Source organism: Deltaproteobacteria bacterium HGW-Deltaproteobacteria-18, assembly GCA_002841885.1.
Taxonomy (GTDB): Bacteria; Desulfobacterota; Desulfovibrionia; order Desulfovibrionales; family Desulfomicrobiaceae; genus Desulfomicrobium.
In genome coordinates, this window is record PHBE01000023.1 from 1 (window position 1) to 12,370 (window position 12,370).

Below are 12,370 nucleotides of genomic sequence, written 5' to 3' on the forward strand. Positions count from 1 at the left end.
GATGGTGTGCACCTTGTATTTGCGGTGCGAGATGGCGCGCATGAGCGGACGGATGAGCAGCATGGCCGCGCCGGTGGTTCCCATCCAGCTGGCCAGCAGGGTGCCGATCAGCAGGATGATCACGTTGACCTGAGGCTTGCCCACCAGGGAGCCGCGCAGGCACACGCCGCCGGCGATGGTGAACAGGGAGAAGAGCAGAATGATAAAGGAAATGTATTCCAGAAACAGGACATGCAGCACATTGTAGACGGCCAGATCGAAACCGTACACCAGAGCGTACGGCACGATGAAGGCCGCGCCCCAGAAAGCGGCGACCTTGCCGTAGTTGTGATGCCAGAAATGAGGAATTGCCAGCGGCATGATGGCGATGGACAAAAGCAGACCCGCAAAGGGCACTACCCAGAGCACTCCCATCTGCTTGCCAATTTCATCCGCCGCATGGTGCAGCCCCCCGGCGGCCCAGATTTCAGGCGACATGCCAAGCACTCCCAGGCCCATGACTGCCAGGCAAAAAAACCACACAGAACTTTTCCGCATCCGATGTTCTCCTTTTTGTGTTGCCGCAAGCGCGGCAGCCGGTCGTTTGTGATCAAGGCCAAGGGGCATCAACGAAAATGCTCCGCCACGACCTTGACCAAGGATTTGGTCAAAAAGGCCAGGTCCTGGTCTCCCGTGATGTATGGCGGCATCACGTACACCAAACGGCCAAAGGGACGAACCCAGACACCTTGCTCTACAAAAGAGGTCTGAATTTCGGCCATGCGCACCGGTTCCTTGAGCTCCACCACTCCGATGGCACCAAGGATGCGCACATCTTGAATGTAGGACAAATTTCGCAGAGGGGCAAGGCCGATTGTCAGCAAACGCCCGACCCGCGCCACTTGCGAGGCCCAATCATTATCAAGAAGAAGTCGCAAAGAAGCCCTCGCCACGGCACAGGCCAGAGGGTTGCCCATGAAGGTCGGACCGTGCATGAACACTCCGGGATTTCCCGTGCAGACACCCTTTGCCACGCGGTCCGTGGCCAGGGTCGCGGCCAGGGTCATGTAGCCTCCGGTCAGAGCCTTGCCCAGGCACATGATGTCCGGGCTGATCCCGGCATGCTCGCAGGCGAACAGCTTTCCCGTACGCCCGAAACCCGTGGCAATCTCGTCAGCGATGAGCAGCACGTCAAAGGCGTCGCAGAGTTCTCGCACGCGTTTGAGATACATGGGATGATAGAAATACATCCCTCCCGCGCCCTGCACCACGGGTTCAAGAATCACGGCCGCGATCTCGTGATGGTGGCGCTCAAGCGCCTCGCGCATGGGAGTGATGTCGCTCTCGTCCCACTGGTCACCGAACCGGCAGCCGGGCCTCCGCACGAAATGATGCCTGCTCAGTACGCCCGCGAAACTCTCGTGCATTCCGTTCACGGGATCGCACACGCTCATGGCCGCAAAGGTGTCGCCATGATAGCCGCCCCGGATGGTCAAAAGGCGGTTCTTTTTCCCTTGCCCCCGGCAGATCCAATACTGGAAGGCCATCTTGATGGCGACCTCCACGGCCACGGAACCGGAATCGGCCAGAAAAACCTTGGTCAGAGGCGCAGGCGTCAGCTCGACCAGGGTCCGGCAAAGCTCGACGGCCGGCGCATGGGTCAGGCCGCCGAACATGACATGGGCCATGCGGGAAAGCTGGTCGGTGACGGCAGCGTTCAGGGCGGGATGGTTGTAGCCATGGATGGCCGCCCACCACGAGGCCATGCCATCGACAAGTTCCCGGCCGTCAGCAAGGCGGAGGCGCACGCCGTGCGCTGAAACGACCTCGTGCACGGGCAGCGGACTCGTCGTCGAGGTATAAGGGTGCCAGATGTGTTCGCGGTCAAAATCAAGGATGTCGTTGGTCATGGGCTCGCCGGTGAGTTTTTTGCACTGTTCGGAGGAATTGCGCTTCGCCGTGGCTTGAGCTAGCAGCACGTGGACACGAGGACAAACATGACCGCTATTCCACCGGAATTCAATCTTCAATCATATGACTTCGACCTGCCCGAAGCCCAGATTGCCCAGGACCCGACCGAAAAACGCGGGGCCTCCAGGCTGCTGGTGCTGGACCGGGACAGCGGCGAAATGCGCGACGCCATGTTCGCAGACATCCCGAACCTTCTCCCCCCGGGCGCGCTGCTGGTGGTCAACAACACCAAGGTTCTGCCCGCCAGGCTCATCGGACGCAAGGAATCAGGCGGCAAGGTCGAATTCCTGCTGCTCACGCCCCTGGCGCTGATCGAGGCTGACGCCGGCGCGGACGGCACAAGGACCGCCACTGTTGAAGGCTTGCTCAAGGCATCAAAAGGCCCGCGCCAGGGCGACCTGCTCCTCTTCCCGGGCATCGAACTGCGCGTGCTTGAAAAGGGCGAGTTCGGGAGGGCGAAGGTTGCAATGCGCTGGAACGGCGATCTGGCCGAGCATTTCCTGAAGCAGGGGCACATCCCCCTGCCCCCGTACATCCACCGCGAGGACAAGAGCGAGGACCGCACCCGGTACCAGACCGTCTATTCCCGGGAAGACAAGCTCGGCTCCGTGGCCGCGCCCACCGCCGGACTGCACTTCACGCCGCAGATCATGGACGCCCTGGCCGCGAGGGACATCCGGCTGGCCGAGGTCACCCTCTACGTCGGCTACGGCACATTCAGCCCGGTTCGCTGCGATGATATCCGCGAGCACGCCATGCACGCCGAATATGCAGAGGTGCCCGAAGAGACAGCCCTCGCCATCGCCCAGGCCAAAAGCGAGGGCCGACCCGTTGTCGCCGTGGGAACGACCACTTCCCGGACGCTGGAAAGCATGGCCACGGCGCTGGGAGAGATCGCGCCCTACAAAGGATGGACGGACATCTTCATCAGCCCCGGCTACCGCTTCAAGGTCGTGGACCAGCTCATCACCAACTTCCACTTGCCCCGATCTTCCCTAATCATTATGGTCTGCACACTCGCGGGCAGGCCACAGATTATCGATGCCTACAATCACGCGGTCCGGCAGGGTTTCCGCTTTTTTTCCTACGGCGACGCCATGCTCATCCGCTGATCCGCCCGAAAACAAATCCCAGATCATCAACACTATCCCCCCCGTGGAGGTATTCCATGTCAAGCAGAGTCGAGTTCCGGGAAGACCGCTGCAAGGGCTGCCTGCTCTGCACCGAAGTCTGCCCGACCGGCATCATCCAACAATCGAGTCGATTCAATCAGAAGGGATACAAGGTGACCGAAATCACCCCCGACATGATGAGCGAGTGCAAGGGCTGCGCCTTTTGCGCCATGATGTGTCCGGATTATGCCATCAACGTTTACACGACGAAGTCGGCCAAAGGAGGAGAAAAATGAGTACTCCCAAACGCATCTTCGTCAAAGGCAACGAGGCCATCTCGCGCGGAGCCCTGGCCGCAGGGGTCAAGTGCTTTTTTGGCTACCCCATCACCCCCCAGAATGACATTCCCGAATTCATGTCCACGGCCATGTTCGAGGCCGGAGGACAGTTCGTGCAGGCCGAAAGCGAAGTGGCCGCAGCCAACATGCTGCTCGGTGCCGCGGCGTGCGGCATCCGGGCCATGACCTCGTCCTCGAGCCCCGGCATGTCCCTCAAGCAGGAAGCCATTTCCTACATGGCCGGCAGCGAGTTGCCCGGCGTTCTTGTCAACGTCAGCCGCGGCGGCCCGGGACTCGGCGACATCGGCCCTTCCCAGGGCGACTACTTCCAGTCCGTCAAGGGCGGCGGACACGGCGACTACAAGCTGCTGGTCCTGGCGCCGGGCACGGTGCAGGAAGCCTACGACCTGACCATCAAGGCCTTTGACCTGGCCTTCAAGTACAGAAACCCGGTTCTGGTACTGGCCGATGCCATCATCGGCCAAATGAAGGAACCCGTGGTGCCGTGGGTTCCCGAGAACCTGGACCCCGACGAGGGTCAGGACTGGGGTCTGCAGGGCGCCAAGGACCGCGACCCGCGTCTTCTGAAATCCCTTTTCCTCGATGATGGCGCGCTGGCGGGACAGAACCAGAAACTGCAGGCCAAGTACCGGGCCATGCAGGCCGAAGTGGATCAGGAACTCTTCCTGACCGAAGACGCCGAACTCATCGTCGTGGCCTTCGGCTCCATCGGCCGCATCGTCAAGAGCACGATCCGCAAATTGCGTGCTCAGGGCCATAAAGTCGGCCTGGTTCGACCGATAACGCTCTTCCCTTTCCCTTCGGAAGTGCTCCTGAACCTGGCCAAAGAGGGCAAGCGTTTCCTGACCATCGAGCACAACATGGGCCAGATGGTGGAAGACGTGCGCCTGTCCATCCGGACCGTGGCGGATTCGGCTTTCCATTGCCAGCTGCCCGGCAACCTGCCCACGCCGGATGATTTCGAAGAACCCATTCTGAAGGCGCTGGAGGGATGAGCATGACCCAGGAAATTCGCGTCACAAACTACCCGGAAGTCCTGACCGACCGGGCCTCGCACTACTGTCCCGGCTGCCACCACGGCACGGCCCACCGCCTGGTGGCCGAAGCCATCACGGATCTGGGTCTGGTCGACAAGACCATCCTCGTCGGGTCCATTGGCTGTTCGGTCTTCATTTACAACTACCTCACCCTTGATGCCATCGAATCGCCCCATGGCCGCGCTCCGGCGGTGGCCACGGGCGTGAAGCGAGCAAGGCCGGACAAGATCGTCTTCACCTATCAGGGCGACGGCGACCTTGCCTCCATCGGCATGGCCGAGATCATGCACTGCGCCAACCGGGGCGAGAACATCACCACGATCTTCGTCAACAACACCGTCTACGGCATGACCGGCGGACAGATGGCCCCCACCACCCTGGTCGGCCAGAAGACCACCACCTGCCCCGGCGGCCGCTGCCGCGAGAACGAGGGCATGCCCATCCGCATGACCGAGATCATCGCGTCCCTCGGCGGCGTGGCCTTTGCCGAACGGGTTGCGGTCAACAACATCAAAAACATCAAGAAAGCCAGAAAGGCCGTGACCAAGGCCTTCGAGTATCAAACGAAAGGAGTTGGTTTCTCCTTTGTGGAAATTCTGGCCACGTGCCCCACCAACTGGCGCATGACCCCGCTTCAGGCCAACAAGCGCATTGAAACGGAGATGATCCCCTACTTCCCTCTGGGCAACTTCAAAGACGCGCTGGCAAAGGAGGAGAAATGAGCATTTACCAGGATGCAATCATCGCCGGATTCGGCGGCCAGGGCGTCATGCTCATCGGCAACCTCCTGGCCTACGCGGGCATGAACGCAGGGCTCAACGTGACCTACATTCCCGTCTACGGGCCGGAAATGCGCGGCGGCACGGCCAACTGCACCGTCGTGGTCTCCGATGACGTCATCGGATCGCCCATCATCCGCTCGCCCGTGAGCCTGATCATCATGAACGGCCCGTCCCTGGACAAGTTCCAGCCGCAACTGCAGGACGGCGGAGTCCTGATTCTGAACTCCTCGCTCATCGATCCGGCCCAGACCGACAAGAACCGGGTCAAGGTCTACGCCGTGCCGGTCAACGAGATCGCCGATGGCCTGGGCAACACACGCATGGCCAACATGGTCGCCATCGGCGCCTACGTGCAGGCCACGGGCGTCATGCCGGTCAAACAGGTGCAGGACAGCCTCGATTCGGTCATCTCCGCACACTACAGCCACATGATCCCCAAGAACGCGGCAGCCATCCAGGCCGGCGCGGATTACGTCATCGCCAACGGCCAATACGCCTGACGATCCCCGGGGCCCTCAGGGGCCCCGTTTTTCCGCACCCATCCTTCACCTGAACCGTCAGAGGTGCGACCATGCTTCTCCTCGGCATCATCGGCCACCCCCTCACGCACACCCTGAGCCCCGTCCTGCACAACTGGGGCTTTCGGGAACTGGGCATAAGAGCCTCCTATCATGTATGGGACACCCCTCCCGAAAAGCTCATCGCCTTCATGGCCGCCCTGCGCACCCTGCCCATCCACGGGGCAAGCGTGACCATTCCGCACAAGGAGACGGTCATGACCATGCTCGACAGTCTGACGGACAACGCCCGCGACATCGGCGCCGTGAACACCCTCTACTGGCAGGACAAAATGCTCTGGGGTGATAACACCGATGTGACCGGGTTCATGGCTCCGCTCCTTGAACACGAGGCACAGCCGGGCACGGTCCTGGTCCTAGGCGCGGGAGGAGCCGCCCGCGCAGCGGTCTGCGGCCTGCATCGCGCAGGATGGAAGGTATTTCTTTCCGCGCGCACGGGAGGCCGGGCCGACCGGCTGGCCCAATCCTTCCAGGCCGAGCATGTACCCTGGTCCGACCGGCACGATATACGGCCTCACCTGCTGGTCAACACCACGCCCCTTGGCATGTCCGGACCATTTCAATCCCTCTCGCCCTGGAAGTCATCCCTGGCGGGCATCTCCCTGGTCTACGATCTGGTCTACAATCCAAGGGAAACCCAACTTCTGGTCCAAGCTCGACGCGAAGGCGTCGCCATCATCCCCGGCCTGCCCATGTTCGTGCATCAGGGTCTGGCCCAGTTCGAACGCTGGACCGGGCAGCGCTTCCCCATCCCCCGCGCCATGTCCCTCTTGGAGGAGACTCTGGCCGCCCGTGGAAAGGCATCGTGATCCGCTGCCCCTGGCTGGATCTCTCCAAGCCGGACTATGTCCGCTACCACGACGAGGAGTGGGGAGTTCCGGTCCATGACGATCGCATTCTTTTTGAGTTCCTGATTCTCGAATCGGCGCAGGCCGGGCTGTCGTGGTACACGGTGCTGCGCAAGCGGGCGGGCTACAGGGCCGCCTTCGCCGAGTTCGATCCTCTGGCTGTGGCGCGTTTCACGCCTCATGACGTGGACCGGTTGCTGCTTAACCCGGGCATCATCCGCCACCGCCGCAAAATTGAGTCCGCCATAGCCAACGCCCGTTCGTTCCTTGCCGTGCAGACCAGCCACGGCTCCTTTGATTCCTATCTGTGGAATTTTGTAGACGGCCGTCCGATCATGCATGATATCGGAAGTCTGGCCGACTATCCCGTCACCATCCCCCAGTCCGACGCCCTGGCCAAAGATCTCAAAAAACGTGGATTCACGTTTCTCGGGCCCACCACCTGCTATGCCCTGATGCAGGCTGTGGGCCTGGTCAATGACCACAGCCGGGGCTGTTTCCGCAGGCATGAAGTCGCATAGCGTCGCCAGGCTTCCTCACTGCGCATTTCATACTTCAGGAGGGTGTTGAGCAACTAATTCTGGCACTTCAATGCGCAACGTGCTAAAAAAATTTATTACATTCTTTTTCAATCCGGCTCAGGGGGATCAGCATGAACTTCACCGATCTGCGCAAATTCGTCGCTCCGGAAACAATTTTTGGAGTTGGTGCAGTGGACCTGGCCGGACAGTACGCAGGCAAATTCGGCATCAGCAAACCCCTGGTCGTCACTGACCCCGGCGTACTCGCCGCCGGATGGGCCACAAGAGTCATGGAGAGCCTGGCCGCCTTCGACATCGAGGGGGTGATTTTTTCAGGGGTCACCCAAAATCCGAAGGCCGCAGAGGTCATGGCCGGTGTCGCTGCTTACGAAGCTGGCGAATGCGATGGCATCGTAGCCGTGGGCGGGGGCAGCCCCATGGACTGCGCCAAGGGCATCGGAATCGTCGTCTCCAACGGAGGGCACATCCTGGATTACGAAGGCGTGGACAAGATCATCATCCCCATGCCGCCGCTCATCTGCATCCCTACCACGGCGGGCACTTCGGCCGACGTGTCACAGTTCGCCATCATCAACGACACGGACCGCAAGACCAAGATCGCCATCATCAGCAAGACCATCATCCCCGATGTGGCCCTCATCGACCCGCAGACCCTGATGACCAAAAGTCCCTATCTCATCGCCTGCACGGGCATGGACGCCATGGCCCACGCCATCGAGGCCTTTGTCTCCAGCGCCCACTCGCCCATGACCGATGTCCACGCCCTGGAAGCCATTCGTCTGGTTCACGGCAACCTGCTGGAATCCTTCCTGCATCCCGATGACATGGAACTCAAGGCCAAGACCATGCTGGGCAGCATGCAGGCCGGGCTGGCCTTTTCCAACGCAAGCCTTGGCGCGGTGCACGCTCTGGCCCACAGCCTTGGCGGCTACAAGGACCTGCCCCACGGCGAATGCAACGCCCTGCTTCTGCCTCATGTGGTGGACTACAATTTTTCGGCGGCGCCCGAACGATTCCGGGTCATTGCTGAAAATATGGGCATTGATTCCCGAGGCCTGAGCACCTCGGAAGTGCGCGCGTGGCTCATCGAATCCATGACAAGCCTGCGCAGTTCCCTGGGCATCAAGGACAGACTGGCCTCCAAGGGCATCCGGGTAAGCGACATTCCGGTGCTGTCCGACAAGGCCGTCCTTGACCCCTGCCTGGTCACCAACCCCAAAGCCGCCAACAAGCGCGACATTCAAGTCATCTATGAAGAAGCAACCTGAGGAGGCCAGCGCCACATCGCTGCGCGACAAGATCGTGGGGCTTAGCGAATCTTCGGGACGAAAAAGCTACTACCCCATGCTGCAGCAAAAAATCCGGGAGCTGCAAGGCGAGATCGCCGATCGGCACCGGGCCGAAGACACGCTGCGCAAAACATTGCTGCGCATCGAACGGCAGCAGGCCGTCATCGCCGAAATCTCCACGCACCCAAGCGTATTTCATGGCCGCCTGCAGGAAGCGGCCCCCATGATTACGGACAGGATGGCCCACGCCATGGACGTGGCCCGGGCAAGCCTGTGGATAATGCAGGAGGACAGGCTCTGCTGCATGGACAAGTTCGACGCGCAAGGCGGGGAACATACCTCCGGGATCTGCCTGGAATGCTGCAGGTTCGGCACCTATTTCGAGTCCATCGGAAAAGGCCCCGTCATCGTGCCCGACGTCCACCAGGATGCACGCACCCGCGACTTTTCCCCGAAATACCTCGAAGCGGGCGGGATCGCATCCATGCTCGACGTGCCGGTGCTCATCGACGCAGAACTGACCGCCGTCATCTGCTTCGAGCATGTCGGGGAACCGCACGCTTGGCAGCCGGACGAAGTCACTTTCGCCAGCCGCATCGCCGACCAGGTGGCCCTCATCCTGGCCAGCCAGCGCCGGCGCCTGGCCGAGGAGCAGCTGCAAAGCGCCCACGCAAACCTTACACGCAACCTGCGCTTCACCGAGGTGTTGCTGGACGCCATTCCCATCCCGATCTTCTACAAGGATTCGGAACGGCGCTACCTGGGCTGCAACCAGACCTTCACCGATATCATGGGCATCAGCGCCGAAGAACTCCGGGGCAAAACAGCCCGGGAACTGTGGCCGGACCTGGCCGGAGCCTATGATGAAAATGACCACAGCCTCATTCAGGACACCCGCAAAAGCACCTACGAATCCAAAATCCGCAACAAGGATGGCGAGCTGCGCGAAGTCATCTTCGCCAAGCAGATTTTTTTTGATGAATTCAAGAACGCGGAGGGCATCATCGGATCCTTCGTGGACATCACCGAACGCAACCGCGCCGCCAAGGAGACTCTGCGTTTACGCACACTGCTCGCCAACATCATCAACTCCATGCCGTCCATGCTGATCGGAGTCGATGCCGACGGCCGCATCGCCCAATGGAACCAGCAAGCAGCGGTGGTGACCGGCGTAAGCGAAGCCCAGGCACAAGGCCGCCCCTTGGCGCAGGTGATTCCCTGGCTCGGTTCCGATATGCGAAAGATCAGCCAGTCCATCGCCAGCAAAAAACCATTTTTCGAAGGGAAGTTACGCAGAGTGGAGCATGGCGAGACCCTGTTCGAGGACGTGACCATCTACCCCCTTATCACCAACGGAATGGAAGGAGCGGTCATCCGCATTGACGACGTGACCGACCAGGTCCGCATCGAGGAAATCCTGATCCAGTCGGAAAAAATGCTCTCCGTTGGCGGCCTGGCTGCGGGCATGGCGCACGAAATCAACAACCCCCTGGCCTCCATCATGGGCAATACCCAAGTCCTGGAAACCCGGCTCCTTCTGCCTTTGCCGCAGAATGAGCAGGCGGCTCTGGAAGCAGGCATCACCTTTGAAGCCTTGCAAAACTACCTGGAGAAGCGGGGAATCCCGAAGATGCTGAGCTCCGTTCGCAGTTCGGGAACGCAAGCCGCACAGATCGTCAGCAACATGCTGAGCTTCAGCCGCAAGAGCGAACCCATGCTGGCGCCGGAAAACATCGTGGAGTTGCTCGACAAGACCCTGAATCTCGCCAGCACGGATTATGATCTGAAAAGAAACTACGACTTCAAGAAAATCCGCATCGTCCGCGAATTCGAGGACAACCTCCCCAACATCCTGGGCTCGGCAAGCAAGCTGCAACAGGTTTTTCTGAACCTGCTGCGCAACGGTGCCGAAGCCATGGGCGAAAAGATCTACCCGGAAGGACAGAAGCCGCAATTCACATTGCGAGCAAAAAGGAATGCGCCATGGGTACGCGTTGAACTGGAAGACAACGGGCCAGGGCTTGAGGAATCCGTGCGTAAACGGGTGTTCGAACCGTTCTTCACCACGAAATCCGTAGGCAAGGGTACGGGACTGGGGCTGTCCGTCTCCTATTTCATCATCGCCGAAGAGCACTCGGGAATGATGGCCGTGCAGACGACCGAGGGAGAATGGACCAGATTTATCATCGACCTGCCGGTCGCGACGTCGTCAGAGTAGAAATGGCAGACCCGGGAGCCTGCCATTCTTACGCGTTGATATTTGTCAGCGGTATACCTTGAGCCTGTCTCCGGGCCTGATGTGCCCATTCTTCGCCAGCTTGTTCCAGGCCAAAAGATCGGAGGGAGTCACCCCGAAAAGCTTGGCAATGCCCCACAGGCTATCTCCCGGCTGAACCTTGTAGTTGACCAGCTTTCTGCGCAAGGCATCGGCACTGGCCTTGGCGGTCTTGATCTCGGCGCTGCCCGCATCGGGCACATAGAGTTTCTGGCCAACCCGCAGCACTGCGGAAGCACTGAGGCCGTTGGCCTTGCCCAGTGAAGACGGATCGGTCTTGAACTGCTTTGCGATGGACCAGAGCGTGTCCCCCTGGCGGACCAGATAGTTGGCTCTCTTTGATGCCCATTTTCTGGCGTCGGCCACCGAATCAGATTCAGACGCCGCACCCTGTGCGGGTATGCGCAGCGCTTGCCCCACTTTGAGAGCCTTCGACCTGCTGTCCTCGTTGGCTTGCTGCAGGACCGCCACCGAGACGTTGTATTTCCTGGAAATCCCCCACCACGTGTCCCCGGGCTTCACCCTGTGGGATGCGTAGCGGATCTCTCTTTGAGTCACTGGGCGCTTCAGGAAGTCCTGTGCCTTGGCCACAAGATGTCCGGGAACAGCGACCATGACGGAGCGGGCGGGAGGAGCTTCCTGCTTGCGAAAAGAGGGGTTGAGTTCCCGGAAAGACTTCCAGTCCATGCCCAGATCCTGGGCCAGGGCCAGGAGGTCCGTTTCCGGCTTGGCTTTCAGCATGACGGGGGCGGCGGGACGCTTCTCCATATCCAGAGGTTCAAAGCCCAATTTTTCCAGATTCCGGGCAACCTTGACCAGCGCCAAAAACTTGGGAACGTAGAGCTTGGTCTCTTTCTTAAGATCCTCGGAGGCCTCGCAAAGGCTGAAAAAATCCTCGGTTCCCGTCTTCTTCAAGGCACGGCCGATGGCGCCCTCGCCCGCGTTGTAGGCGGCCAGAGCCAAGGACCAATCGCCGAAATCCCCATACAATTTTTTCAGATAGGCAATGGCGGCCTCGGTGGACTTGTAGGGATCACGCCGCTCGTCCACCCATTTGTCCACGGTCAGTCCGTAATTGGTCGCGGTCCGCGGCATGAATTGCCACACTCCGCAGGCTCCCGCATGGGATTGGGCGAAGGGATTGAAACCGCTCTCGGCAAAGGGCAGATAGATCAGATCCTCGGGCAGTCCCTCGGCCAGAAAACGCTCCCGGATATGCGGCAGATAGAGTTGGGCCCGTTTGAGCCAACCCGTCATCGTGCCCCGCTGGACATGGGTGTAGTAGTGAAAATAGCGCTGGACATCCTCGTTTTCCTCGGTATCCAGACCGATATGAAAGGATATCTGCGTATCGAGAATTTTCTGCTCCACCGCGGACAAGGCTTCGGCTTCGGGGAGATCATCACCGTCCTGCAGGACATCGAGCGGATCAACATCTTCGACCGGCCCGCAGGCCTCCGGGGCGCCCTTGGCAGCCGTGCCATCCCGGTTCAGATCACTCCCGCCGTCCTGGCTGGCGGTGCCGGAGACACCGAACTCCGACGGACTCTGAACCTTCTTGACGGGCATGCACCCCGCCAAGACCAGCATGATTAGGA

12 protein-coding genes are annotated in these 12,370 nt (G+C 60.4%); 9 read left to right on the forward strand and 3 right to left on the reverse strand.

Annotation, left to right across the window (positions count from 1 at the left end; all coding sequences use genetic code 11):
- Together CVU60_16665 and CVU60_16670 are read right to left on the reverse strand one after the other, a co-directional pair.
- Positions 1 to 537: sodium:proton antiporter (locus CVU60_16665; protein ID PKN40267.1), on the reverse strand; the 537-nt coding region annotated here is incomplete at its 3' end.
- Between the two features lie 68 nt (positions 538 to 605).
- Positions 606 to 1,889: an adenosylmethionine--8-amino-7-oxononanoate transaminase gene (locus tag CVU60_16670; protein ID PKN40268.1), complete on the reverse strand. Its 1,284-nt coding sequence runs from the start codon at positions 1,887 to 1,889 to the stop codon at positions 606 to 608.
- An 87-nt stretch (positions 1,890 to 1,976) separates the two neighbouring features.
- On the opposite strand from CVU60_16670, the gene CVU60_16675 reads away from it, so the two are divergent.
- From CVU60_16675 to CVU60_16715, 9 genes are all read left to right on the forward strand, one after another.
- Positions 1,977 to 3,062 carry a tRNA preQ1(34) S-adenosylmethionine ribosyltransferase-isomerase QueA gene (locus CVU60_16675; protein PKN40209.1) on the forward strand — a complete coding sequence of 362 codons (1,086 nt, stop codon included), beginning with the start codon at positions 1,977 to 1,979 and terminating at the stop codon, positions 3,060 to 3,062.
- Between the two features lie 56 nt (positions 3,063 to 3,118).
- Positions 3,119 to 3,358 (forward strand): (Fe-S)-binding protein, encoded by a 240-nt coding sequence (locus CVU60_16680; GenBank protein PKN40210.1) that lies wholly within the window; start codon positions 3,119 to 3,121, stop codon positions 3,356 to 3,358.
- Entirely contained in the window at positions 3,355 to 4,416 is a 1,062-nt protein-coding gene (locus CVU60_16685) for a 3-methyl-2-oxobutanoate dehydrogenase subunit VorB (GenBank protein ID PKN40211.1), read from the forward strand. The genes CVU60_16680 and CVU60_16685 overlap by 4 nt, the downstream gene beginning before the upstream one ends.
- Positions 4,417 to 4,418: 2 nt before the next feature.
- On the forward strand, positions 4,419 to 5,180 hold the full coding sequence (locus CVU60_16690; protein PKN40212.1) for a 2-oxoglutarate oxidoreductase: 762 nt from the start codon (positions 4,419 to 4,421) through the stop codon (positions 5,178 to 5,180).
- Positions 5,177 to 5,740, forward strand: coding sequence for a 2-oxoacid:ferredoxin oxidoreductase subunit gamma (locus CVU60_16695; GenBank protein PKN40213.1), 564 nt, complete (start codon positions 5,177 to 5,179; stop codon positions 5,738 to 5,740). Before CVU60_16690 ends, CVU60_16695 begins: the two co-directional genes overlap by 4 nt.
- A gap of 71 nt (positions 5,741 to 5,811) precedes the next feature.
- On the forward strand, positions 5,812 to 6,627 hold the full coding sequence (gene aroE, locus CVU60_16700) for a shikimate dehydrogenase (protein PKN40214.1): 816 nt from the start codon (positions 5,812 to 5,814) through the stop codon (positions 6,625 to 6,627).
- Positions 6,624 to 7,187 (forward strand): DNA-3-methyladenine glycosylase I, encoded by a 564-nt coding sequence (locus tag CVU60_16705; protein PKN40215.1) that lies wholly within the window; start codon positions 6,624 to 6,626, stop codon positions 7,185 to 7,187. Before aroE ends, CVU60_16705 begins: the two co-directional genes overlap by 4 nt.
- A gap of 131 nt (positions 7,188 to 7,318) precedes the next feature.
- Positions 7,319 to 8,476 (forward strand): alcohol dehydrogenase, encoded by a 1,158-nt coding sequence (locus CVU60_16710; GenBank protein PKN40216.1) that lies wholly within the window; start codon positions 7,319 to 7,321, stop codon positions 8,474 to 8,476.
- Positions 8,460 to 10,715: a hypothetical protein gene (locus CVU60_16715; GenBank protein PKN40217.1), complete on the forward strand. Its 2,256-nt coding sequence runs from the start codon at positions 8,460 to 8,462 to the stop codon at positions 10,713 to 10,715. Before CVU60_16710 ends, CVU60_16715 begins: the two co-directional genes overlap by 17 nt.
- Positions 10,716 to 10,760: 45 nt before the next feature.
- Here CVU60_16715 and CVU60_16720 read toward each other — a convergent pair whose 3' ends face one another.
- Positions 10,761 to 12,362 carry a lytic transglycosylase gene (locus CVU60_16720; protein ID PKN40218.1) on the reverse strand — a complete coding sequence of 534 codons (1,602 nt, stop codon included), beginning with the start codon at positions 12,360 to 12,362 and terminating at the stop codon, positions 10,761 to 10,763.
- Positions 12,363 to 12,370 lie beyond the last annotated feature (8 nt).